Source organism: Porphyrobacter sp. MBR-155, assembly GCF_040547625.1.
Lineage (GTDB): Bacteria > Pseudomonadota > Alphaproteobacteria > Sphingomonadales > Sphingomonadaceae > Erythrobacter.
The window spans coordinates 284410-308295 of sequence record NZ_JBEPQB010000002.1 but is presented as its reverse complement, the minus strand read 5'-3'; the positions used below and the strand labels follow the sequence as shown (position 1 = coordinate 308295).

Here is a 23886-nt window from a genome sequence, read left to right as displayed (position 1 = left end):
GCTCCCATCAGGCCGCAGCAGCGGCGGCGACAGGGCGGCGGGTTTGCGCCAGCGTGGCGAAATACACATCCTCCAGCCCGCCCGTGACCGGGGCGAAACCTTCGGGCTGCGTGTCGCTGAGCACGTGAACCACGATTTCTCCGGCAAAGAAGCGGTGCGAGATCACCTCGTGCGCGGCCTGCATATCGGGCAATTGCTGATGCGCGATGGTGCGTTGCCACACCCGCCCGGCGATCGATCCGATCAAATCGCGCGGCGGCCCTTCCAATTGCACGCGCCCCTCTGCCAGCACCGCCATGCGCGGGCACAGATCAGCCACATCATCGACGATATGGGTCGACAGGATCACCACCACATTCTCACCAATCCCGGCGAGCAGGTTGAGGAACCGGTTGCGTTCTTCGGGATCAAGCCCGGCGGTGGGTTCATCGACGATGATCAACGCCGGATCACCGATCAGCGCCTGCGCAATCCCGAACCGCTGGCGCATCCCGCCCGAAAAGCCCGCAATCGCCTTACCGCGCACCGCCCACAGGTTGGTCTGGTTGAGCAGGTTCTCGACCACGCCGCGCCGATCCTTGGCATCACGAATGCCTTTCAGCACCGCCATGTGATCAAGCATCTGGTAGGCCGAAACGCGCGGATAAACGCCGAAATCCTGCGGCAGATAGCCGAGCGTGCGGCGCAGCGCATCGGGCTGCGCCAACACATCAATCTCACCAAACCGGATGCTGCCCGCCGTCGGCGCTTGCAGGCAGGCGATGGTGCGCATCAGCGTCGATTTGCCCGCACCATTGGGGCCGAGCAGACCGAACATGCCCTTGGGGATCGACAGCGTCACATCGTCAAGCGCGCGGGTGCCGTTGGGATAGACGTGGCTGACGCCGCTGAGTTCGAGCATGATAGTCCCCTGTTAAACCGATATTTGCGAACCTGATCTTAGAGCATTAGTAGCGGAGGGAAAGCTGTATTGGTGGGGTAGCACACGCAGTTGATCGGCGCGCGTGCAGTTTGTCGATCCTGGTCAGGCGTCGGTGGGGGACAGCCCCCGCTGCAATGAACCTAGGCGTTCCCCACCACGAAACACGCCGCCGCCATCAGCGCCCCGGCCCAGCGGTTCGACCGGAACCGGGTGAGCGGATTGGCGGGATCGTCTGTATCGAGCGTTGCCGCCTGCCACGCCAGATGCCCCGCCACCGGCAGCAGCGCGAGCAGCGCCAGAGGATCGGGCCGATACAGCCAGATGGCCAGCCCCCACAGCACGATTGCAGCGGCATAGAAGCCGGCGATTCCAGCCTGCACCCGCGCGCCCATCGCCAGCGCCGAGGACCGGATGCCGACCATCGCATCATCCTCACGGTCTTGCAGGGCGTAGATCGTATCGTATCCGATCACCCAGGCGATGCACCCGGCATAGACCGCCGCAAGCGCGTCCCAATTGTCCAGCCGCAATTGCGTCCACCCGACCAGCAACCCCCAGTTGAACACCATCCCCAGCCACGCCTGCGGCCACCAGGTGATGCGCTTCATGAAGGGATAGGCGGCGACCAGCGCAAGGCTGCCCAGCGCCACCACCTGCGCCTGCCAGCGTAGTTGCAACAGCACGATCAGGCCGATCAGGCACAAGGCCAGCAGCCACCCCCATGCCAGCTTCTTCGATACCCGCCCGCTCGCCACCGGACGAGCGGCGGTGCGTGCCACCTTGGCGTCAAGTTCGGCATCGACAATGTCATTATAGACACACCCCGCGCCGCGCATCGCAATGGCGCCCAGCAGCAGCCAGCCCAGCAGCGCGAATTGCGCCCCTGCACCCGCCAGCCACGCGCCGAACACGCAGGGCCAGAACAACAGCCACCACCCAATCGGCCGGTCGAACCGCGCCAGCTGCGCCAAGTCACGCGGAAGCTGCGGAAGGCGCGCGACGATGCCGCGATGCTCACTATCGGGGACGATGTGTTCGCTCATGGCTTGCTCCCTAGCGCCCGGAGCGCCTAGTGCAAAGCCATGCCCGCAACCCCAGCATGGCCTCCGAAAAGCGCCCCGCGCCTGTTCGTGACCGAGCAACTGCGTCCCGGCGCGGGGTTGCGAATAGAAGGCAAGCCCGCGCATTATCTCGCCCGCGTCATGCGTGCAGGCGTGGGCGACACGGTGATCCTGTGCGACGATATCACCGGCGAATGGGCCGCGCGGGTCAGCGATGTGGGCAAGCGCGAGGTTGCGCTCGAAGTGGTTGAACAACTCCGCCCGCGTGAAGCCGTGCCCGATCTGTGGCTCTGCCCGGCGCTGCTCAAGAAAGACCGTTTCGATCTTGTGCTGGAAAAGGCGACCGAGCTGGGCGCGGCGCGCATTCAGCCGCTGATCACCCGGCGCTGCGTTGCCGATAAGCTCAACCTTGATCGCGCCCGCGCGATCACCACCGAGGCTGCCGAACAATGCGCCCGCACGGCGCTGCCCGAACTCGCCGAACCGGTAAAACTTGACGCGCTGCTTACCAATTGGCCGGATGACCGCGCGCTGTTCTTTGCCGACGAGAACGGGGGTGAGCCCGCAGCACAGGCCTTCACGGCCCATTCCGGCCCCGCCGCCATCCTCACCGGCCCCGAAGGCGGGTTCGACGATGCCGAGCGCGCCGCTATCCGTGCCCATCCCGCAGCCCGCCCGATCACGCTCGGCCCGCGAATCCTGCGCGGCGAAACCGCCGCTATCGCTGCGCTCGCGGTGTGGATGGCGAGCGCAGGCGATTGGTAGCACCGCTTCGCGCAGGCAAACGCGTTTTCGCTTTCCACCAGCATATCAGTTTTCTATGGCAACCGGCCAAAGAGGGCATCTTCGATGAGCACACGCGAAACCAGCACGGCAGACGATCCAATCATCGAAAGCCTCGACCAATTGGTCGCGCCCATGGTGGGCGGCGAAAAGCCCCCTGCCGACTGGCGCATCGGCACCGAGCACGAAAAACTGGTGTATAAGCGCGCCGACCACCGCGCGCCGTCCTATGACGAACCCTGCGGCATCCGTGACCTGCTGAAAGGCCTCGAACAATTCGGGTGGTCGCCGGTTGAAGAAGGCGGACACGTTATCGCGCTCAAAGGCGAGGATGGAGCCGTCAGCCTCGAACCCGCCGGACAGCTCGAATTATCGGGTGCGCCGCTGGAAAATCTGCACCAGACCTGCGCGGAAACCGGGCGGCATCTGGAGCAGGTGAAAGCGGTCGGCGAGAAATGCGGGGTGAGCTATCTCGGCCTCGGCATGTGGCCCGACAAGACCCGAGAAGAACTGCCGATCATGCCCAAGGGTCGCTATGACATCATGCTGCGGCATATGCCGCGCGTGGGCAGCATGGGCCTCGACATGATGCTGCGCACCTGCACCATTCAGGTCAATCTCGATTATCAATCCGAGGCCGACATGGTGCAGAAATTCCGCGTCGGGCTCGCGCTGCAACCGCTGGCGACCGCACTGTTCGCCAATTCGCCCTTCACCGAGGGCAAGCCCAACGGGTTCCTGTCATACCGATCGCACATCTGGTCAGACACCGATCCGGCGCGCACGGGGATGCTGCCCTTCGTGTTCGAAGAAGGCTTCGGTTATGAGCGCTGGGCACGGTATATGCTTGATGTGCCAATGTATTTCGTGTTCCGCGAGGGCAAATACATTGACGCTGCGGGGCTTTCGTTCCGCGATTTTCTCGACGGGAAACTGTCTGTCCTGCCGGGTGAACGTCCAACGCAGAGCGATTGGTGGGATCACCTGTCCACCGCCTTTCCCGAAGTGCGGCTGAAAAGTTTCCTCGAAATGCGCGGCGCCGATGGCGGGCCGTGGAACCGGATCTGCGCGCTGCCAGCGTTCTGGGTCGGGCTGCTTTACGACCAGGGCGCGCTCGATGCGGCATGGGATCTGGTCAAGGGCTGGACGATGGAAGAGCGCGAGGCGCTGCGCAATGATGCCCCGCGGCTGGCTTTGGACGCGCCCGTCCCCGGCGGCGGCACGTTGCGCGATATCGGACGCGAGGCTTTGGCGATTGCTCACAAAGGGTTGGCAGCACGCGCGCGGTTTAACTCCTCGGGCGATAATGAAACGGGCTTTTTGGAAACACTCGATGAAATCGTTGCCAGCGGCAAGGTTCCGGCCCAGCGGCTGCTCGATGCCTATCACGGGGAATGGAACGGCGATATTACCCGCGTTTACGAACAATCATTTTAGTGAAGGATAACATCATGCTAATCGTATTGGCCAAGGCAAAAGTGGGCGCTGGCGCAGTGGATGCAGCGCGCGCGGCAATTGCCGATATGGTGGCGGCCTCGAACGCCGAAGACGGCTGCATCGCTTACAATTTCGCGCAGGATGCGCTTGATCCCGGCGTGCTACATATTGTCGAAAAATGGCAGGACGACGCCGCGCTTGCCGCACATTTTGCCACGCCCCACATGGCGGCATTCGGCGCGGCGATTGCGCAGCTTGATATCAAGATAGTCGAAGCGATCAAATATCACACCGATGAGGGCGCGGCCTTGATGTAAGCGCCTATTCCGCCGGGAACGGGCCAGCCGCCGCAGACGGCGCGCGCCTGCCTCCGCTGATCATCCGCTTCAATCGCACCAGCGGGGCGGTGATCAAGCCGTGCTGCGCCATCCACGCGTGATATTCGACATATTTGGGGTCTTCGGCGAGCAGGTGCGCTTCTTCGGTGCGTGCCCGCCAATAGTATATTGCATTGACAATCAACAGGAAAAAACTGTTGCGCACCGCGTCAGCAACCGGTCCGGAGGTCACCAGAAACGGCAACACCGAAGCCCACCAGAACAGATTTTTCGCCAGATAAGCCGGGTGGCGGGTGAACCGGTATGGCCCGTTGGTCAGCACCCCGCGATAGGTGAGGTTGGAAAAGCGGATGCCAAACGCCACGGTTGCCCAGGCATAGGCACCCGTCAGCACGGTCAGCAGCCCGCCCCATGCCCACAGCAAAGCCTCGCTCCCGGCAAACCAGTGCGCCCAGCCGGGCGTGCCCGTTTCGTAGCTAAGAACCTGATTATCAGGGCCGATTATGCCCCACACAAACGGCGGATAGCAGATCAGCGCCGCCAGCCAGCCCGCCAGCAGCGGATTGCCAGATCGGATATGCGCATCCAGCGGGCGCAGTGTCAGCAAGTAGCCGACCGTGCCAATCTGCACGTCGATCACGAACAGCAACGTCACCAGTGCCATCGCAAATTGCACAGGATTGCCAATGACTTGTGCAGCATCAGCTTCCACCACCTGGGCAAAACCGGGGGGCAGAATCGAGATCATGAAGGCGCCGAAAAAGCCTTTGATCGCCCATGCCCGCCAGTGCTTGACGATTTGCGCGCCGTCCCATGCCTCGCGCCCGATCACCCCGCCGCCGAGCAGAAATACGCCGAAATACCAGGTGCCGTCGCGCGGGTTCACCAGATGCCGGTCGAGCCAGATAACGTAAGGAATCGAAAGCATTACCAGCGGCAATACGGCGAAGGTCAGCACCTCCATCGCGAACAGGTACGACCCGTTCCAATACCACCGGGCGAGGCCGTAAAATGCCGCGAGCAGCGCCCATGTTGCCCATAACCCGCACAATTTGACCACTGAAATCGGCAGAATTTCTGCCAGCGGTCGGGCCTGATCCCAGTCGATTCCGGTCGATGGCCGCCGGTGCACCTTGTCGACCAGCACCGACCAAGCCACCATCGGCAGCGCCGTAAACACAATCGCGGCGAGCGCGGCGTAGGGGCCGGATAACACGCCCGGCGCGCGCGCCACACTGCCCTGCAATCCCAAGGCATCGGCAATCTCAGGGTAGGATCGGCACAGCGCAATCCATACAAACAGCCCGGCAAGGCCCGCCAATCCGACCCCTGCCGAAACATCGCTCGGCGGGAGGTTTGGCGGCGGCGCGCCGGGCGCAGTTGGACGGGGCGGACGCAGCGCTGTCATAGTGCTGCGGCCCTACAGCATAAGGGTTAACGCCTTGGTATATACCGCCCTAAACCCGGCCAAAGGCGGGTCAAGGACGACCTAACCCCACCCTAACCGGGGTCTAGCAGGGGTCTAACCCCGGTCTAGCCAGAATCCGGCCAAAACCGCTGTTGGAAATCAGCGCCAGGCGTGGATCGTGCCGCTATCGTCCAACAGATACAGATAGCCATCGGCCACCAACGGCGGCAGGCTGACAGGCTGTCCAATGTCATCGAACAGCGCGGACGAACCTTCGCCTGCGCTGATCTTCCACACTTCACCGCGCGAACTTGCAACCCACAATTGGCCGCCCGCCAGCACCGGGCCAGTCCAGAAAATCGGGTTTTCCTTTTTCTTCTCGTTTTTCCAGCGCTGCAACTGCGTTATCCACCGCACCCGCCCATTCGAACGCGAAATCGCCAGCAGGCGCGCATCATCGGTGAGGGTAAATATCCACTCGCCCGCAATTGCCGGGGTGGAAATGCCGGCCAGATTCAGTTCCCAGATGCGCTGACCCGTCACCAGTTCATAGGCCGCCATCCGGCCGCCCTGCCCCAGCGCATAGACCCGGCCCGAATCGATGATCGGATCGGCATCAATGTCTGTCACAGTGCCAACCGTGGTCGAGATATTGGTGCGCGCCAGCGCATCCGACCACAGCGTGCGCCCGTTTTCATAGCGATAGGCGGACAGTTCCCCGCTGGAATAGCCCGCGATCACCGTGCCTTGCCCGGCGGCGGGGGCAGCCACCCCGAACACGCCCGATTGCGTGGTTGACCCGGATTCGTCCCAGACTTGCGACCCGTCATTAAGGTTCAAGGAGATGATCTGGTTGTCCTGCGTCATCACGAACAACTGCCCAAACGCGATCGTTGGCGATCCGCGCAAGGGGCCTGCAGGTTTGACCTCCCACAACACTTCGCCAGTATCGGCATTCAATGCTCTGACATAGCCCACCCCATCGGTGGCGTAGAGCTTGCCTTCCTGAAAGCTCACCCCACCGCCAAAGGCGGATGGTGCCTGATCCTTGGTGATGTTCTTATCGTCGGTCATCCACAGCCGCGCGCCGGTATTCTTGTCAAAGGCGGTAATCACGCCATCGGTGCCAACAGCGAACAGCTTGTTACCGCCCACCACAGGGGCTGCGGCAAGGCGCATACGATTGCTCGACCCGGCAACCCTTGCGGTCCATGCCTTCGCCGGGTTTTCCGCAAGGGCAAGGTGGCCGTAAGACTTGCTCGCCGCACCGCCGACCTGCGCCCATTCGGCATTGGCGCGTGCGGGCGGCAGCACCACGGTGATCCCAGCCAGCGCCGGATCAACCTCCGCCCCGCTTTCAATGCGTGAAAGGATCGGCGTGCGGTTGCCCACCGTTGGCGTGGTCTTGTCACCCCCGCCGCCGAACAACCCGCCCTTGCAGCCAGTCAGCCCCATCGCCAGAATGCCCGCCAACAAAGCGGCGCGTGCAATTTTCGTGTTTGTCATAACCGTCCGTTTCAACCCTAACCCGTTAATTGGCGACAACTGCGCCATTCCCCTCGGAAACGATCACGCCTTCATCCTTGAGCAATTTGTCGACATCCACAATCGCATCCACGCCCAGCAGGCCCGCCATCTGGCGCACGCGCGATCGCAAGGTTTCGGGCTGTTCTTCATCCTTGGCAATTTCGGCAAACAGCTTCCCTGCTTCAGCGCGGTTGCCGCTTTCCAGATGCGCCATCGCCACCAGTTCCCCGGCGCTGCCGAACCACGGATTGCCGGGCTTGGCGAGGTCGCCAAGCTGCGCGACGACATCAGCGGGCTTCATCGTGTCGAAATTGGTGCTGACGTCGCGCACCCGCGCCAGATCGCGCAGCGCAGGCGGCGCATCGGCGTCTGCGGCGATTGCCTTGAACAAAGCGGTCGCCTTGGCCGTGTCGCCTTGTTCCAGCGCCGCGCCCGCCTGCACAAACCGCGCAGCGGTGCGCGCACCCGCTGACGATCCATCGGCCAGCAACGGCGCAACCTTGTCACCGGCAGCCTTGAAATCGCCCTGGTCGGCAGAATCGAGCGCCGAGATCAGCGTTTCGGATTGCGATTCCAGTTCACCTTCACGGTAGCTGTCCCACGCCAGATAGGCGCCAAGGCCGGCGATTAGCAGGATGATCCCGCCCAGCAGTTTGGCCCCGTGGTTCTTGAAGAAATCGAGCACGGCATCTTCGCGCACAGCCTCGTCAATCTCACGGATCAGGACTTCATCCTCGGCTGAAGCCGCCGGGACAGAAGGGGTATTGGTCGGGATGCGCGCCACCGGGCCTGTGTTCCTCGTTCAAGAATTGCCTTGCACTTTGGCAAGCAGATCAGTGCGGCTCTTTAGGCAGGTGCCGCGCTGCGCGCAATGGCGGCGGTGCGGCGATGCCCAGTGCCATGTGCCAGTGCCGTGCTGATGTGGCGCAGGCGATTTGAACCGGGGATGAAGCGCGCCGCGTCACAGCCCGCGCCCCATCGCATCGCCATAGACCGCGCGGTAACGGGCGAGCATGGCGGCAAAGTCGTATTGCTCGCGCGCCTTGGCCTGATTGGCCGCGCCGATCCGGGCGCGCAAATCCGCATCAGCGGCAAGTTGGGTAAGCGCCGCGCGCAGCGACTGCGCGGAGCCGGGGGCGGTGATAAATGCCTGATTGGCTTCGCCCACCATCACCCGGATATCCCCGACATCGGGCGCAGCCACAGGCAGCGCGGCCGCCATGGCTTCGACCACGGAAAGCGGGAATTGTTCGGACGCTGACGACAGCGCAAAAATGTCGAACAGCCCGATGATGCGCGCCGGATCAGCCACCGCGCCGGGCAGGTGCACCCGGTGGCTGATGGCGTGGGCTTCGGCAGCGGCAAGGATAACCTCACGCTCCGGCCCTTCGCCGCAGATGACCAGATGCCATTCGTCCGGCAGGCCCGCCACCGCCTCAACCAGCAGCGGCAATTGCTTGACCGCGCGCAAACCCGCCAGCGTGCCGACCCAGCGCTGGCCTGCGCCTTTTGCCAGCGGCAAAGCGCGCGGCTGGGGCGGTTTGGCAAAGGCGGCGGTGTCGATCCCGTTGGCAATCCGCTCCACTCTGGCGCGCGGCTGGTGCCACACTTCCAGAGCGATGCGTTCCAGCCCGGTGCTGGGCACGATCAGGCGGTTTGCCCCCATCAAGGCGGCGCGGCGGTAGAGGTTGCGGCTGGTCTTCAACCCGTGCGCCTCATCCTCGTTGAACCCGTCTTCGTGATGCACCAGCGGGGGCAGGCCCATTGCGCGCGCGAAGGCGCGGTGCGCCATCACCACGTCCATCGCGCCCCAGTTATAGGTGCAGATCAGGTCGTAGCCTTTCAACGCCCTCGCGATCCCCGCCAGCCGCCCCGGCGTGGGCCAGCCGGTCAGCGCCGGGAAATCATCGGGAAAGCTGGCCTTGATGCGGGTATCGATCAGCGCGCGTGCGCCCATCGCTTCGGGCTGGGCCGATACCACCACGTGTTCCAGCGCCGCGCCAAACGCATTCATCAACCGGGCGCAGCGCACCTCCTTGCCCCCGGCCGCGAACGTAGAATGGCAGTGCAGGATGCGGGGCCGGATTCCGGGAACGGCCCCGGACGCTGTGGTCATTCAACCCCGTCCAGCAGCGCGTTAATTGCCGCGCGCACTTCGGGCTCGTCCAAGGTCGGGGCATGGCCGACACGCGGCACCGTGATCGTGGTCATCGCCGGGTTGCGCGCCGCCATCTGCTTGACCGTTTCCGCGCTCAGCAGATCGGACAATCCGCCGCGCACCAACAACATCGGCACGCCGCGCAACGCCTCAAACGCCAGCCACAGGTTGGGCGGAGCGGCGTTGCCGGGTTTGGCGAAAGGTTCGGCAATCGCCATGTCGTAATCAAAGCCGATGCGCCCGTTCTGGGTGACGACCATCGTGCGCTTGGCCATTTCGAGCCATTGGTCGAGCGTGTAATCGGGAGCTGCCGCCGAATGGGCTTCGGCCAGCCCGCGCGCGGCGTGCACCCAGGTGGGGTAGCTGCGCCCTTGCCCGACATAGCCCGAAATCCGCGCAAGGCCGCTCGCGTCAACCTCTGGCCCGATATCGTTCATCACCACCGCCGCCATGCGCCCCGGCTGGGCGGGTGCCATCAGCATCGTCATCAAACCGCCCATCGACGTGCCGATTGCGATGAAACGGGTGATGCCCTGTTCGGCCAGCAGCTTTTCCACATCCGCGACATAGGTGGCGGGGGTGTAGGTATCGGAATCGGGCGCATAATCGCTTTGCCCGCGCCCGCGCATTTCGGGCACGATCACCCGGCGGGTGGCGGCAAGTTCGTCTGCCAGCCCGGCAAAATCGCGAGCATTGCGGGTCAGGCCATGCATGCACAGCACCGGCAGCGCCGTTCCCCCCTCAGGCCCGGGATAATTGCGGTAATGCAGGGTGAGCCCGTCGCTGCTGTCCCAGAAGCGATCTTCGTATTGTGCAGCCATGAACGGCGTTAATCCCTTTGGTCGTTGTTTGCCTAGCTGGCGGGCGCGGCTTGCGCCCCGCTGTGCTTGCCCCCACTATCGCGGGATGAGCGAGCCTGTGCAACACCCCGATTGGGCCAAAGACTATTGCCCCGACCCAGCCATCCTCGAATTGGCAGGCTGGCTGGGCGATCCTGTCGCCCCGGCGGACTTTCCTGATACCCGAATCAGGTTCCGCAATGATCGGGCAGCGGCCAGCGTCGGCCTTGCCGGGCTGGATGATGCGGCATGGGCGGCGCATTTCGGGCGGTTTGCAGCCCTGCCCGGCAATCTGCCGCAACCGATCGCGCTCAGATACCACGGGCACCAGTTCCGCGTGTATAACCCCGAAATCGGCGACGGGCGCGGGTTTCTGTTTGCGCAGCTGCGCGATGGCGCGGGACTGCTGATGGATCTGGGCACCAAGGGATCGGGCACCACCCCGCACAGCCGCAGCGGTGACGGGCGGTTGACACTGAAAGGCGCGGTGCGCGAGATTCTGGCCACCGAAATGCTCGAGGCATTGGGGGTCAACACATCGAAAACCCTGTCGGTGATCGAGACCGGCGAAGACTTGTGGCGGAGTGACGAGCCATCTCCCACGCGATCAGCGGTGATGGTGCGGCTGTCGCATTCACACATCCGCATCGGCACGTTCCAGCGGTTGCTCGCGCTCGAACTGCCGGGCGAAATGGCGCAGCTGGTCGATTACTGCCTCACCCAGTTCCCCGGCCCACCCCCGCCAGACGATGCGCCCGCGCGCGATGAACCGGCGGTGCAACTGATGCACCACGTCGTCGAACGCATGGCTGATCTCGCCGCCAGCTACATGGTCGCAGGCTTTGTCCACGGGGTGCTCAACACCGATAACATGAACGTGACGGGCGAAAGTTTCGATTACGGCCCGTGGCGCTGGCTGGCCGAATGGGACCCGGGGTTCACCGCCGCCTATTTCGACCATGCGGGGCTGTATGCCTTTGGCCGCCAGCCCGAGTCGCTGCACTGGAATTGCGGACAGTTCGCCGTCGCGCTGCGAATGCTGGCAGACAGCGCCCCGCTGATTGCCGCGCTCGAACGGTTCGGGCCGCTCTATATGGCGGCGGTGGCGCGGCGGTGGTGCTGGCGGCTGGGGCTGGAGCCGCAGGGGATTGAACACGACACCCAGCTGATCGCCGCCTGCGAAGCGCACCTGCGCGAAACCAAGGCGCAGCCCGATGCGTTTTTCTTTGCACACAGAGGCGGGCGCGGCGCGGTTGATGGTGCCTTGGGCGAACTGCTCGCCAGCTATCAGCCCGCAGAAACGCAGCATGAATACTGGGCCGATCCCGCCCCGCAAACCTTGATGATCGATGATGTCGAAGCGATCTGGGCCGCCATCGACGAAAGCGATGATTGGGCACCGCTTCATGCCAAGGTCGCCGCCCTGCGCCGGATGGGCGCAGCGCACGGCGCGTCGCCTGTGCCTGCCGGACACGCAGGGTGATCTAGTGACCTCGGTTATTCCCCCTATCCGCCTGCCCCCTTTCTTTTCAAGCCTATCCGCGATACCGCGCTCCCACAAATTTGCAGCAGCAGCAGCAGGCAGGCGGGGATCGGCAGAGTGAGCGACAACACCCTCATTTCCTATGAACCGGCCAGCGGTGAGGAATTGTGGCGCGGGACGCTTGGCGATGTCGATGCCGCGGTCAGTGCCGCTCGTCGTGCCTGGCCCGCCTGGGCGGCACAGCCGCTTACCAACCGGATCGAAGTGCTGCGCACCTTCGCCAACGAAGTCCGCCGACAGGCCGAACCGCTGGCCGAACTGATCGCGCGCGAAGCAGGCAAGCCCTTGTGGGAATCGCGCGCCGAAGTGGATGCGGTGGTGAACAAGGTCGATACCTCGGTTCAGGCCTATGCCGAACGCACCGGCAAGAAGAAATTCGACGCTGGTCTGAATGCCAGCGCCGCAGTGCGGCACAAACCGCATGGGGTGATGGCGGTGCTTGGCCCCTATAACTTCCCAGCGCACCTGCCCAATGGCCATATCGTGCCTGCGTTGATCGCGGGCAACGCGGTGTTGTTCAAACCGTCGGAGAAAACCCCCGCGGTGGGTGAAGCGCTGGTTGCCTGTTTCCATACCGCTGGCGTGCCCGAAGACGTGATCCAACTCGTGATCGGCGGACCGGACGAAGGCCGGGCGCTGGTCTCGCATCCCGGAATTGATGGCGTGTTATTCACCGGATCGGCCAATGTCGGGCTTGCGATCAACCGCAAGCTATCCGCCAATCCGGGCAAGATCCTCGCGCTGGAAATGGGTGGCAACAACCCGATCGTGGTGATCGACACGCCCCATCTGGCCGATGCGGCCGCGCTGATCGTGCAAAGCGCCTTTACCAGCGCGGGCCAACGCTGCACCGCCGCGCGCCGGTTGATCGTGAAAGACAGCATCCATGATGATCTGATGGCCGAATTGCTGCCGCTGACGCGCAAGCTGATGGTGGGCGATCCGCTGGGCGAACCGCAGCCGTTCATGGGGCCGGTGATTGATAATGATACAGCAGACCGCCTGTCGGAAAGCTTTGTCGCGTTGATGACCGCCGGTGGCCGCCCGCTGCTGCATATGCGCCGCAGCGTTCCCGATTTGCCGTTCCTCACCCCCGGCATCATCGATGTTACCGATGTGCCTGACCGGCCCGATATCGAACTGTTCGGCCCGCTTTTGCAGGTCATCCGCGTGCCCGATCTCGACACCGCCATTGCCGAGGCGAACAATACCCGCTTTGGCCTCTCGGCATCATTGATCGGCGGCACGCCCGATGATTACGGGCGGTTCTGGGCCAATATCCGCGCCGGGATCATCAACTGGAACGGGCCGACCAACGGCGCATCGTCCAAGGCTCCGTTTGGGGGGATTGGGTTATCGGGCAATCACCGACCGGCAGCCTATTACGCGGCAGATTACTGCGCCTATCCGGTCGCCAGCACCGAACGCGACCAGCCGCGTGCCAATATCGGCGTGGGGTTGCGGCCCTGATGCGCCACCCGAATCAGGGCGCACGGTAGAGCAGATCAACGCTACTCAATCCGTGAACGCCCGGACGGACATGGACGATCAGCGTCTCTCCATCCTTGCCAGCGGCGGCAATGATATCTTCGGGCACTGCATGGCGCGCGGCATCAAGGCCGGCCTGCACCGCGCGGGCATAGTGATATTGCAATAGGTCTTCGGGCGCGGCCGCGGTCTGATAACGGATGATACGGATGCGGCAGGGCGCGATGTCCGCTCCGGCTGCCTGCACCACCATCCCGCGCGGCATAATCGCGGCGACTTGCGGCAAGTTGGCCGCGAAGGCAAAATCGTCGTTCAGGCGCGCGGCGCAGCGTGCCGGAGCGCCGAGTGCGGCGATGAAGTCCGCTGCACCGGCCATCGGGCCAAGCGGCTTTCCGCGCGGGCCATCGCGCGGATCATCTTGGGCGCGGGGCAGATCAGCAATGCTGCCGCTTTCGAGCAGTTCAAGCCGCGCAGCCTCACGCGCGGCGCGGGCCTGCTGCGATGTGGCGGGCAGCACCGGTAAGGCGCTACTGTCAACAAAACCGATCACGGAATTGGCTTCGTTGCGGCTGGCAAGATCGGGATCGCTCATCAGCGGATCGTTGAGCGCGCGCGCGATCACCGGGTCCGGCGCGATTGCGGTGGTATCAAGCGCGTGATCGGTCTTCGCCCCCGAACAGGTGGCAATCATCGGGGCAATCATCAGGCACAGCAGGGGCAGAATGGCAGGACGCATCGGTTCGCCATGACACAGGATGGTTAATTTTCCCCCGCGCATGGCAACCTGCGCCGGACATGAAAACGCCTCCGGATACCCGAAAGTAACCGAAGGCGTTTCCCGCGAAGCCCCCCGCCCCGCGCTGGCGACCACTTGGTGGGAATGGCCGCGAGCTGGTATTGTTCATTTATATGGCGGTAAATATGAACGGCTGTGCAATACTGCTGACAGCCACCATTCATTCGGCGGTGGCGCTATCTTGGCTTGCGCAGGGCGGGTGCGGCCCCTAACGGCAGGCTTCCGATGACAGCCGCTGCTTCCTCCCCCGCATCAGCGGCCTCGCCCGCTTCGGGGCTGCTCCCAGCGCTGGGGGCTTACATCATCTGGGGCTTTCTGCCGCTCTATCTGCTGCTGGTGAAAACCGTGCCGCCGTTCGAATTCGTCGGCTGGCGGATCATCTGGACGCTGCCGCTGTGCCTGATCATCGTCGCGTTCCGGCGGCAGTTTCCCGATCTGCTGACGGCGCTGAAAAGCCCGCGCACCATGCTCGCGCTGATGGCCAGCGCGGTGCTGATCGGGGTCAACTGGTTCGTCTATATCTGGGCGATCATGGCGGGGGAGGTCTATGCCGCCAGCATCGGTTATTACCTCAACCCGCTGATCAACGTGCTGCTGGGCACGCTGTTTCTGGGTGAGCGGCTGTCGCGCTGGCAGTGGCTGGCGGTGGCGATTGCGCTTACAGCGGTCGCGCTGCTCGCGGCGGGCGCGCTCACCAGCCTGTGGATCAGCCTGACACTCGGGCTAAGCTTTGGCTTTTATGGCCTTGTACGTAAACAGGTTTCGGTGGGATCGCTGCCCGGTCTGACGATTGAAAGCGCGATCCTGTTGCTGCCCGCAATCGGCATCGCGGCATGGTATGCGGCCAGCCCTGCGGGATCATCCTTCGGCCACGAACCGGTGATGAGCGGGCTGATCATCTTTTCGGGCGTTGTCACCGCCATCCCGCTGCTGTTGTTCGCGCTGGCTGCGCGGCGGATGGATTATTCGACGCTCGGCTTCATTCAATATCTCGCGCCGACAATCGTGTTCTTTCTGGGCCTGACCGTGTTTCGGCAACCGCTTGAACCGGTTCAGCTGATCAGTTTTGTGCTGATCTGGATTGCAGTGGCGATCTTTGTTGTCGACCTGTTGGCCAAGCACCGCAAAGCAAGGGTCGTGCCTGCGGCCTAACCCACCAACCGCCAGCCGAGCGTGGTGCCCGCATGAAACGGCACGATGTCCTCACCCGTCACTTGCAGCACCGGCGGCACCGCCACTTCGGCGCGTTCCAGCGTGACGCTCTCTTCGTTCACCGGGAGCTTGTAAAACGCCGGGCCGTGCAATGACGCAAAGCCTTCGAACCGTTCCAGCGCGCCCTCCTCGTCAAACACCGTGAGGTAACTTTCGAGCGCAAAAGGCGCGCCGAAAATCCCCGCGCAGCCGCAGGCGCTTTCCTTGTCGCGTTTGAGGTGCGGGGCGCTGTCGGTGCCAAGGAAGAATTGCGGCGAACCGCTTGTCGCTGCCGCCCGCAGCGCCAGCCGGTGCGTTTCACGCTTGGCCACCGGCAGGCAGTAATTGTGCGGCTGCATCCCCCCCACCAGCATCGCGTTGCGATTGATGTGGAGATGCTGCGGGGTGATGGTCGCGGCAACCTGCGCGCCGGCGGCCATCACGAAATCGACCGCGTCGCCGGTGGTGATGTGTTCAAACACCACCCGCAACTTCGGAAAAGTCGCAATAATCGACCGTAAGTGTCTTTCGATAAACTCTTTTTCGCGGTCGAATACGTCAACATCGTGATCGGTCACTTCGCCGTGGATGCACAGCACGATGTCCTCCGCCTCCATCCGCGCGAGCACCGGGTAGAGGTTTTCGATATTGCTGACCCCGGCGGCGGAATTGGTGGTGGCGTTGGCGGGATAGAGTTTCGCCGCGGTGAACACGCCGTCTGCCGCCCCGCGCGCCAGATCATCGGGATCGGTCGAATCGGTGAGGTAACAGGTCATCAGCGGAGTGAACCGCAGGCCCGCTGGCACCGCCGCGATGATCCGATCCCGATAGGCCGCCGCCAGCGCAGCACTCGTCACCGGCGGGGTGAGGTTGGGCATCACGATCGCCCGGCCAAACTGCCGCGCGGTAAAAGGCACCACATCGCGCATCACCGCGCCATCGCGGAAATGCAGGTGCCAGTCATCGGGGCGGCGGATCGTAAAGCGGTCGGTCATCCCTTCCCCTTAGCCACGCGCGATCCTATCTGTCACGCATGACATCAACCCTCCTCACCAACCGCGCCGTGATCCGCCTGTCCCCGCAAGGCGAAGGCGAAGACGTCGCCGCCTTCGTCCAAGGCCTCGTCACCAATGACGTGACCGGGCCGCTGCCCTGCTATGCCGCGCTGCTGAGCGCGCAGGGCAAGCATCTGTTCGATTTTCTGGTGTGGGACGACGGGGCCGATCTGCTGCTCGATTGCGAGGCGGCAGGCGCGGATGACCTCGCCAAGCGACTGACGCTCTATCGGCTGCGGCGCAAGATCGCGATTACCCGCGACGGAACGCTGGCGGTGCATTGGAGCGCGCAGGCGCAGCCCGGCGCTGCCCCCGATCCGCGCCTGCCCGCATTGGGATACCGCTGGCTCGCCCCGGCCAATGGCGGCGCAAGCGCGGACGCGGCGTGGCTCGCCCACCGCCTGGCGCTCGGCGTGCCAGAGGGGCGCGGCGAGTTGGGCGATATCCTGTGGCTGGAAACCAACGCGGTGGAACTCAACGGGGTCAGCTTCACCAAGGGCTGCTATGTCGGGCAGGAAAACACCGCACGGATGAATTGGCGGCAAAAGGTCAACCGGCGGCTGGTGGTAGTGCCGATGGCGGCGTCGGACGAAGCGCGCCAACGGGCGGCCTATCCCGATCTTGGGCTGGCGGTCGATCACCTGCGGGTGGAAAGCCTTGATCCGGCGACCCTGCCCTCGTGGCAAAGCGCCGGGTTGCTTGCGCCCGAGGGCTAAGCCTGCTGAAAATCGGCGAGACTGGCTTCGAGCATCGCCGTCGCCCGTTCACGCGCAGCATCGCGCGGCAGGCCCAGCGATTTCGCCAGTGGCCCACCGATCAACGCATCGCCCAGCGCCATCAGCACCAGGGTCAGCGTGTCGCGGTGGATTTTCTGGTCGCCCGACTGATCGTCTTCGCCTGCGGCAAGTTCATCGACTAGATCGTGGATCGTGCTGATGATCGGGTCGAGCGCATCTTCATTGCCGGTCAGCAGCATCCAGCTGGTGAGCGCCCCTGCGCCTTCGCGGTCGAAGGCGTCAAAGGCGAGATCCACCACCTCGCGCGGACTTCCCTGCCCGGCACGAGTGGCGTGAACGGCATCAATGATCGTCGCGCATACTGATCGCGTGAGATGTTCGGCCAGCGCCTGTTGCAGGCCTGCTGCCGAACCGAAATGGTGCAGCAGATTGGCGTGCGTGCGGCCAATCCGCGCAGACACGGCCTTGAGCGTCACCGATTGCGGCCCGCTTTCGATCAACAGCGCGCGCGCCGCTGATAGCGCGGAACTGCGCGATTCTTCGGGAGTGAGGCGCTTGCGCGGTTGCATTGGTGCGAGCGCGTAGTCACTTTTGCGCCTGCGAACAAGGTGCTGTCACACCGTGTCCCCGCCGCACTTATGGCAGCGCGCTAAGATGCTGACGCATCACGCGCTGGGATGCTCAAGCGCCGCACGGGCTTAACCAAAGCACGATGAGCCGCGCTCATCGTGCTTTGGTATTACGCCGCGCGCTGATGCACCCCGGCGCCATCCGCCAGCGTGATCGCATATTCCAGCGTTGGCGCGCTTTCACCACGCCCGCAGGAAAAGCGTTCCTCCACCCGCCCGGTCGGCTCAAACCCAAGCTTGCGCAGCACCCGGCCCGACGCCGGATTATCGAGGAAATGGCCCGCGCGCACTTCGCGGTGGCCGAGCGTGCGGGCGATGGCGAGCACCGCTGCCCCCGCTTCGGTGGCATAACCCTGCCCCCAATGCGGGCGTGCGATCCAGTAACCCATCTCAACCACACCCGGCGCGCCGGCGACCGCATCAATGCCAACGCCGCCCACCACCGCCGCATCGCGGGCGCGGGTGATCAGGAAACGCGGGTGGAACGGATCTACAGGACGCTCCGCAAAGTCGCGCGCATGGCGTTCTTCATAGGGCCAGGGCGCGCGCGCAAGATTACGCACCACGCCTTCATCGGCGATGCCGGCGAACAGCGCCTGCGTATCTTCGGGCCAGATCGGCCGGAGCAGCAACCTGTGACTACGGTAGAACACGAGCAATTCCTTCCTCGCCCCCCGCGCCGCCACCAAAAGCTGCGCAAGGCAGGCTATGGCCATGAAATTTGGCAATTCCACGGCAATTGCGAGGGAGAATGCAAAAAAGGAGACGAACCCCCTCAAAATTGAGGACGGTCCCATCTCCCTCTGCGTGGCTGGTGTTTCACCAACCGGGACCATCCTTGCCGGACGATCCCTTTTTCGAATCGTCCGCTTATTCGGCGGCTTCGGCCATCACGTCGACAGAGACGTATTTGCGGCCAAGCTTGCCTGCATGGAATCGCACCACGCCCGCATCGAGCGCATAGAGGGTGTGATCCTTGCCGATGCCGACATTCACGCCCGGGTACACGCGGGTGCCGCGTTGACGGATGATAATGTTGCCGCCGATCACTTCCTGACCGCCGAACTTCTTCACGCCGAGACGACGACCGGCCGAATCGCGACCGTTGCGCGATGAACCGCCTGCTTTTTTATGTGCCATGGTTCGGGTGCTCCTTATTCAGCCGAGGCAGCGGCTTCAGCCGGTGCTTCGCTCTTGGTCTTCTTGGCGGCGGCCTTCTTGGCCGGAGCCTTGGCTTCGCCCGCACCCACGGCAGTGATCCGCAGCAGTGTCATCTGCTGGCGGTGGCCGTTCTTGCGGCGATAATTGTGGCGGCGACGCTTTTTGAAGACGATCACCTTTTCGCTCTTGGCCTGCGCGATGATTTCCGCCGAAACGGTCACCTTGGCAGCATCGGCCAGTTCTTCGCCTTCACCGGCGAGCAGGATATCGCTCAGGGTGATGGTCTCACCGGCTTCGCCAGCAAGCTTTTCAACGGCAATCTTGTCTCCGGCGGCAACCCGGTATTGCTTGCCGCCCGTGCGCACTATCGCGAACATGCTATATACTCTCAATCTGGTGCAGTGACCGGGTGGGCAGACAAACGCCACGCCAACCGAACAGCAGTGCGAGGCGTGCGACAATGCAGCCCCGGAAAGATGGGTGCCGTTAGGGGAATGGCACCAGCAAGTCAACGCCTCAGCGCTTCAAACCTCACCAAAACGCATGATGACAGATTCCGACAGTCGCCTTTGCCACTTGCAGGCGGTGTGGTAACGCGACATGGGATCATGATGCGCGCTCTTGTCAACATTTCCATGCTGTTCGGGCTGATTGCAGTCCTGTCTGGCTGTGCCGCTGATAAGACGCGCTATCCCTCGCTGGCGCTGCGCCCGTTTGAAACGGGGGCGTTGCCGGTCACGGCCGCGCCTGACGCACCCACCCCGATTCGCCCGGCGACCAGTCCGGCCACCCTCGCCTCCTTGCGCGATAAAGCGGCAACGGCGCATGCCGGGTTTTTGCAGCGTGAGGCGAACATCGCCAAAATCGCGCCCGCTGCCGCTGGACAATCGGTCGAAAGCAATGCCCGCGCCGCCGCGCTGGTGGCGATGGCCGATCTGACATCGCAGCGCGGTGCGACATCGGCGGTGCTCGCCGAACTTGATTTGCTCGCCGCCGATGCTGCCACATCGCTCTCCCCCGATCCGGCGCTGGTGGCAACGCAGACAGACGTGGCGGCGCTAATCGCCCGGCAAGACGCAGGCATCGCACAATTGTGGGATATTATCGGATCATGAACCTTGCGTGCAACACCTGTCCGGTAAGGGAAACCGCCGCTTGCGCGGTGCTGACCCCCGAAGAACGCGACGCGATGGCCGCCGCCGGGCGCACCCGCGTGCTCAAACGCGGTGAGATGCTGTTCGCCGCGGGCGACGAAGACGCCGCCTGCGCCACGCTGCAAACCGGCGCATTGAAAGTGTCAGCGGTTGATCAGGATGGCAACGAACAGATCCTTGCGCTGGTCCATCCGTCGGGCTTCATCGGCGAGCTGTTTGCGCCGTTTGCGCATCATGATGTGGTGGCGTTGACCGAAAGCCGGTTGTGCACCTTTGCCCGGCGCGACATCGAGCGTGCGATTGAGGAATACCCCGCGCTCGCCCGCGCGCTGCTACGCCGCAGTCAGGCCGATTTGCTGGCGACCCGCAGCCTGCTTGAACTGACCGGCCATGCCAGCGCAGAGGCCCGGCTGGCGGCGCTGCTGCACGATTTCGCAGTGGCAGCGAGTGAAAGCTCGTGCCACCTTGCAAAGCAATTCGAACTGCCGCTCACCCGAGGTGAGATCGGCAATATGCTGGGCCTGACCATCGAAACGGTCAGCCGCAAGCTGGGAGAATTGGAAGACATGGGTGCGATCCGGCGTGAGGGCAAACGCGGCATCGCGCTGCAAAACCCGGAACTGCTGCTCGAAATATCGGGGCGGTAAGCCGAAACTCACCGCCCCAGTCGGGGAGAAATTGTTGACCCGGCGCCTCAGGTGACGATCGCGGCGACCACCGCCACGGCCAGCCCCCAGACCACTAGCAGCACCGGCAGGATCAGCACCTGAATGGTCGCATCGCGGGGACGCAGCCGTCCGGTATTGGTCATGATCCCGCGCGTTTCGAATTCGCCGAGAGTCTGCGGCGCTGACGAATTATCGCGCAGCCTTGCCCACACCGCTGGGACTCCAAAAGCCGCGACAATCAGCACCACAATAATCGCCATCGGGATCACCAGCACCGGATTGGCAAAGGCGCTGCCGACAATCACCAGAAACCCGAAATAGCAGGCAATCGTCGCAATATAGAGCGCGGAAGGCAGACCGAAATTGCGATCAGCCTCAACCTGATGGCGCGGATTGGCTCCAGCGGGCTGCACCACAACGCGGGCATCACCGCGCGCGATACGATCATGGACGATGTGGCTCATTCGTGATCCTCCTTGCTGTTGGAAGGAAGATTACCGGGCGGCGAGCACGCCTGCTTTGACCCGAATCAAACCGCCATCACCAACGCGCCAGATCGCGGGTGTCATCCGCGCGCGGTTCGATCCAGTGCCAGCCATCGGCGCGCTTCTCACGCTTCCAGAACCACGCGGCGCTTTTGAGGTGATCCATGCAGAAATCGACCGCGTCGATCGCATCGCGGCGGTGGCGCGCGGCGGCCGAAACGCAGACAATCGGCTCGCCCGGATGAAGCACGCCGACGCGGTGCACCATCAGCAGGCCCATCAACGTAAAACGGTCAAACGCCCGGTCTGCCAGCGCGTGCATCCCCGGCAGGGTCAGCGGTTCGTAATGGCTGAGTTCGAGCGCCTCGACTTCGCTGTCGGGCCGCACCTCGCCCACGAAGGTGCACACCCCGCCCAGCCCCGGATTGGCCTGCGTGAACGGCCCGATCAGCGTGCCGGGGAAAAAAGTTTGCGTGAGCAAGCGAATGTCGCGCATCGGATCAGCCGCCCGATACCGGCGGCAGCAGCGCGATTTCATCGCCGTCCGCGGCGTGCAAGGCCAGCTTGTCCGCCAGCAGCGCGCCGTTCAGCGCCACCCGGTTGCGCGGATCGCCCGCCGCTGCGGCCAGCGCGGGCGGCAAAGCGGCAATCACCCCGTCCCAGTCAAGCGGCGCAGAAGATGGTGCGGGCAGCGTCAACGTCGGCGCGCCCGCCAGATCGGCCAGCTTGCCGAGCAGAACCACTGTAATCACGCTCAACCCCCCGTCATCGACATATGGCGCGGCAGCGCCGGATCGGCCCCGCGTTGATCCATGCGGAAATGGTGCCTCTCAGGCTTGATCCTCAGCGCTTCATCGAGCGCGGCGGTGAGGTTCGCTTGCGGATCGCCGGACCGCAATGCCGCGCGCAGGTCAACCTGCTCACCCCCGCCAAGGCAGGGGTAAAGCTGCCCGGTCGCCGTCACCCGCAGCCGGTTGCACCCTGCGCAGAAATTGCTGGTGTGCGGGGTGATGAAGCCAAGCCTGCCGCCGGTCTCCGCCACATCGACATAGCGCGCCGGGCCGCCGGTGGCGTATTGGCTTTCGGTCAGCGTCCAGCGCTGCTCCAACCGCGCGCGCACATCATCCAGCCGCAGATATTGGTCGAGCCGTTCCTCCTCGACATCGCCCAGCGGCATCACTTCGATCAGGGTGACATCGTGGCCTTGCCCATGCGCCCAGCCGATCAGATCGGGCAGTTCGTGCTCGTTGACGCCCTTCAGCGCCACGACGTTGAGTTTGACCTTCAGCCCCGCCGCCTTGGCTGCGGCGATCCCTTCGAGCACTTGGCGCAGCGCATCGCGCCGGGTCAGCGCCGCAAACTTCGCGTGGTCGAGCGTATCGAGCGACACATTCACCCGCCGCACCCCGGCCTTGGCCAAAGCCTCGGCGTGTTGTGCCAACTGCGTGCCGTTGGTGGTCAGCGTCAATTCGTCCAGACCATGCCCCAAGCGCCGCCCCAGCGCGCTGAACAGATCAATGATGTCACGACGCACCAGTGGTTCGCCGCCAGTGATACGGATCTTCGTCACCCCGCGCGCGATGAAGCCTGTGGCGAGATCGTAGAGTTCCTCCAGCGTCAGCACATCGGCCTTGGGCAGGAAGGTCATGCGTTCGGGCATGCAGTAGGAACAGCGCAGGTCGCAGCGGTCAGTCACCGACAGCCGCAGATAGGTGATCCGGCGCTGAAAGCTGTCGACCAGCGGCCTAGCCGTAGCGCGGTCGCGCAGCAGAGCGGATTGCAGGCTGTCAGTCATGGCACACCATATACTGCCCCGTCACGCCGGGCGCATCTGCCAAAAAACGCAGCGTCTGATCGAGAGTCTCTCCGGGCGACCCGGCCACCACATTGACCCGCCGGGGCGCGGCCTCGCGCGCCAGATCGCGCGCCAGCGCCAGCCGCCAATCACGGTGATCATGCGCCGCGGGCGGCAGGATGATCGCCAGCGCGGTGCAATCGGGCTGATTCAGCAACGCACGCGCAGGTTCGAGGTGGAACGCCATGAACGCGCCTGCCGCATCCAGCGCAGCATCGGGCAGCAGGCCAACCACGATCTGCCGCATCATCGCCTTACACCGCCGGGCCGGTGGGGCGTTCACGGTGGAGGGTGATGCCGATCTTCTCGTTCGCCTCGGCAATCGCGAGCTTGACGATCTTGACCGTCACCGCCTCAACCCGCGCGTCCTGCACGAACAGCGTTTCGCAGATGTGATCGGCCACCGCCTCGATCAGCTTGAAATGCACGCCCTGCGGCAGACCGTCAGTGGCGGCAAATTTCAGATCCATGTAATTCTTGGACGCATCAAGCGGGGTGTCAGGATCGTAGTGATCGGCCACCGTGTAACGCGCGGTGATGGTGATCCGCAGCGGCTGCGGCTTGCCCGTCTCCTCGGAATAGATGCCGGTGAGGACATCGGCTTCAAGGTCGGCAACTTCGAGGGTGAGCGAATCGGTCATGGTGCGCCGC

28 protein-coding genes are annotated in these 23886 nt (G+C 63.8%); 9 read left to right on the top strand and 19 right to left on the bottom strand.

The features are described 5' to 3' along the window. Positions 1-7: 7 nt before the first annotated feature. Both ABIE62_RS03305 and ubiA read right to left on the bottom strand, forming a co-directional pair. Positions 8-901, bottom strand: a complete 894-nt coding sequence (locus tag ABIE62_RS03305; protein ID WP_354323526.1) for an ABC transporter ATP-binding protein — start codon at positions 899-901, stop codon at positions 8-10. 161 nt (positions 902-1062) lie between these two features. After that, entirely contained in the window at positions 1063-1965 is a 903-nt protein-coding gene (ubiA, locus tag ABIE62_RS03300) for a 4-hydroxybenzoate octaprenyltransferase (protein ID WP_354323524.1), read from the bottom strand. 39 nt (positions 1966-2004) lie between these two features. Between ubiA and ABIE62_RS03295 the strand changes: the two genes are divergently transcribed. The 3 genes from ABIE62_RS03295 to ABIE62_RS03285 all read left to right on the top strand — a co-directional run bounded on the left by ABIE62_RS03295 (position 2005) and on the right by ABIE62_RS03285 (position 4520). After that, a complete protein-coding gene (locus tag ABIE62_RS03295; protein ID WP_354323523.1) occupies positions 2005-2748 on the top strand; it encodes a 16S rRNA (uracil(1498)-N(3))-methyltransferase in 744 nt (247 codons plus the stop codon). An 84-nt stretch (positions 2749-2832) separates the two neighbouring features. Then, positions 2833-4203: a glutamate--cysteine ligase gene (locus ABIE62_RS03290; protein ID WP_354323521.1), complete on the top strand. Its 1371-nt coding sequence runs from the start codon at positions 2833-2835 to the stop codon at positions 4201-4203. 14 nt (positions 4204-4217) lie between these two features. Then, positions 4218-4520 (top strand): putative quinol monooxygenase, encoded by a 303-nt coding sequence (locus ABIE62_RS03285; protein WP_354323519.1) that lies wholly within the window; start codon positions 4218-4220, stop codon positions 4518-4520. A 4-nt stretch (positions 4521-4524) separates the two neighbouring features. Here ABIE62_RS03285 and ABIE62_RS03280 read toward each other — a convergent pair whose 3' ends face one another. From ABIE62_RS03280 to ABIE62_RS03260, 5 genes are all read right to left on the bottom strand, one after another. After that, positions 4525-5949: a methyltransferase family protein gene (locus ABIE62_RS03280; RefSeq protein WP_354323517.1), complete on the bottom strand. Its 1425-nt coding sequence runs from the start codon at positions 5947-5949 to the stop codon at positions 4525-4527. A gap of 159 nt (positions 5950-6108) precedes the next feature. Then, entirely contained in the window at positions 6109-7455 is a 1347-nt protein-coding gene (locus ABIE62_RS03275) for a PQQ-binding-like beta-propeller repeat protein (protein ID WP_354323516.1), read from the bottom strand. A 25-nt stretch (positions 7456-7480) separates the two neighbouring features. Next, the gene (locus ABIE62_RS03270; RefSeq protein ID WP_354323515.1) at positions 7481-8260 is read right to left on the bottom strand and encodes a tetratricopeptide repeat protein; all 780 of its coding nucleotides are present in this window, start codon (positions 8258-8260) and stop codon (positions 7481-7483) included. 177 nt (positions 8261-8437) lie between these two features. Further along, entirely contained in the window at positions 8438-9592 is a 1155-nt protein-coding gene (locus ABIE62_RS03265; RefSeq protein ID WP_354323514.1) for a glycosyltransferase family 4 protein, read from the bottom strand. Further along, a complete protein-coding gene (locus tag ABIE62_RS03260) occupies positions 9589-10455 on the bottom strand; it encodes an alpha/beta fold hydrolase (protein WP_354323512.1) in 867 nt (288 codons plus the stop codon). Before ABIE62_RS03260 ends, ABIE62_RS03265 begins: the two co-directional genes overlap by 4 nt. Positions 10456-10540: 85 nt before the next feature. Between ABIE62_RS03260 and ABIE62_RS03255 the strand changes: the two genes are divergently transcribed. Beyond that, the gene (locus ABIE62_RS03255; protein ID WP_354323510.1) at positions 10541-11956 is read left to right on the top strand and encodes a protein adenylyltransferase SelO family protein; all 1416 of its coding nucleotides are present in this window, start codon (positions 10541-10543) and stop codon (positions 11954-11956) included. A 117-nt stretch (positions 11957-12073) separates the two neighbouring features. Then, positions 12074-13486: a succinylglutamate-semialdehyde dehydrogenase gene (gene astD / locus ABIE62_RS03250; protein ID WP_354323508.1), complete on the top strand. Its 1413-nt coding sequence runs from the start codon at positions 12074-12076 to the stop codon at positions 13484-13486. Between the two features lie 13 nt (positions 13487-13499). Here astD and ABIE62_RS03245 read toward each other — a convergent pair whose 3' ends face one another. Beyond that, positions 13500-14240 carry a hypothetical protein gene (locus tag ABIE62_RS03245; RefSeq protein WP_354323506.1) on the bottom strand — a complete coding sequence of 247 codons (741 nt, stop codon included), beginning with the start codon at positions 14238-14240 and terminating at the stop codon, positions 13500-13502. Positions 14241-14525: 285 nt separating this feature from the next. On the opposite strand from ABIE62_RS03245, the gene rarD reads away from it, so the two are divergent. Continuing rightward, on the top strand, positions 14526-15452 hold the full coding sequence (gene rarD / locus ABIE62_RS03240; RefSeq protein WP_354323505.1) for an EamA family transporter RarD: 927 nt from the start codon (positions 14526-14528) through the stop codon (positions 15450-15452). Here rarD and pyrC read toward each other — a convergent pair. Beyond that, the gene (gene pyrC / locus ABIE62_RS03235; protein ID WP_354323503.1) at positions 15449-16486 is read right to left on the bottom strand and encodes a dihydroorotase; all 1038 of its coding nucleotides are present in this window, start codon (positions 16484-16486) and stop codon (positions 15449-15451) included. The genes rarD and pyrC overlap by 4 nt on opposite strands. A 38-nt stretch (positions 16487-16524) precedes the next feature. On the opposite strand from pyrC, the gene ygfZ reads away from it, so the two are divergent. Further along, on the top strand, positions 16525-17262 hold the full coding sequence (ygfZ, locus tag ABIE62_RS03230) for a CAF17-like 4Fe-4S cluster assembly/insertion protein YgfZ (RefSeq protein WP_354323502.1): 738 nt from the start codon (positions 16525-16527) through the stop codon (positions 17260-17262). Here the strand turns inward: ygfZ and ABIE62_RS03225 are convergent. The 4 genes from ABIE62_RS03225 to rplU all read right to left on the bottom strand — a co-directional run bounded on the left by ABIE62_RS03225 (position 17259) and on the right by rplU (position 19450). Continuing rightward, positions 17259-17852, bottom strand: coding sequence for a TetR/AcrR family transcriptional regulator (locus tag ABIE62_RS03225; RefSeq protein WP_354323500.1), 594 nt, complete (start codon positions 17850-17852; stop codon positions 17259-17261). The genes ygfZ and ABIE62_RS03225 overlap by 4 nt on opposite strands. Positions 17853-18022: 170 nt before the next feature. After that, entirely contained in the window at positions 18023-18628 is a 606-nt protein-coding gene (locus tag ABIE62_RS03220; protein ID WP_354323499.1) for a GNAT family N-acetyltransferase, read from the bottom strand. 154 nt (positions 18629-18782) lie between these two features. Then, the gene (rpmA, locus tag ABIE62_RS03215; RefSeq protein WP_354323497.1) at positions 18783-19052 is read right to left on the bottom strand and encodes a 50S ribosomal protein L27; all 270 of its coding nucleotides are present in this window, start codon (positions 19050-19052) and stop codon (positions 18783-18785) included. 14 nt (positions 19053-19066) lie between these two features. Further along, positions 19067-19450, bottom strand: coding sequence for a 50S ribosomal protein L21 (gene rplU, locus ABIE62_RS03210; protein ID WP_354323496.1), 384 nt, complete (start codon positions 19448-19450; stop codon positions 19067-19069). Between the two features lie 231 nt (positions 19451-19681). Between rplU and ABIE62_RS03205 the strand changes: the two genes are divergently transcribed. Both ABIE62_RS03205 and ABIE62_RS03200 read left to right on the top strand, forming a co-directional pair. Beyond that, a complete protein-coding gene (locus tag ABIE62_RS03205) occupies positions 19682-20188 on the top strand; it encodes a hypothetical protein (RefSeq protein ID WP_354323495.1) in 507 nt (168 codons plus the stop codon). Next, a complete protein-coding gene (locus ABIE62_RS03200; protein WP_354323493.1) occupies positions 20185-20874 on the top strand; it encodes a Crp/Fnr family transcriptional regulator in 690 nt (229 codons plus the stop codon). The genes ABIE62_RS03205 and ABIE62_RS03200 overlap by 4 nt, the downstream gene beginning before the upstream one ends. Before the next feature lie 47 nt (positions 20875-20921). Here the strand turns inward: ABIE62_RS03200 and ABIE62_RS03195 are convergent, their stop codons facing one another. From ABIE62_RS03195 to ABIE62_RS03170, 6 genes are all read right to left on the bottom strand, one after another. Then, a complete protein-coding gene (locus ABIE62_RS03195) occupies positions 20922-21359 on the bottom strand; it encodes a hypothetical protein (protein ID WP_354323492.1) in 438 nt (145 codons plus the stop codon). A gap of 76 nt (positions 21360-21435) precedes the next feature. Beyond that, entirely contained in the window at positions 21436-21876 is a 441-nt protein-coding gene (locus tag ABIE62_RS03190) for a molybdenum cofactor biosynthesis protein MoaE (protein ID WP_354323491.1), read from the bottom strand. Between the two features lie 4 nt (positions 21877-21880). Beyond that, positions 21881-22132 (bottom strand): MoaD/ThiS family protein, encoded by a 252-nt coding sequence (locus ABIE62_RS03185; RefSeq protein WP_354323489.1) that lies wholly within the window; start codon positions 22130-22132, stop codon positions 21881-21883. Positions 22133-22134: 2 nt separating this feature from the next. Continuing rightward, positions 22135-23175 (bottom strand): GTP 3',8-cyclase MoaA, encoded by a 1041-nt coding sequence (gene moaA / locus ABIE62_RS03180; protein WP_354323488.1) that lies wholly within the window; start codon positions 23173-23175, stop codon positions 22135-22137. Next, positions 23168-23518, bottom strand: coding sequence for a Rossmann fold domain-containing protein (locus ABIE62_RS03175; protein WP_354323486.1), 351 nt, complete (start codon positions 23516-23518; stop codon positions 23168-23170). The genes moaA and ABIE62_RS03175 overlap by 8 nt, the downstream gene beginning before the upstream one ends. After that, entirely contained in the window at positions 23490-23876 is a 387-nt protein-coding gene (locus tag ABIE62_RS03170) for a dihydroneopterin aldolase (protein ID WP_354323485.1), read from the bottom strand. Before ABIE62_RS03170 ends, ABIE62_RS03175 begins: the two co-directional genes overlap by 29 nt. Between the last annotated feature and the right edge of the window lie 10 nt (positions 23877-23886).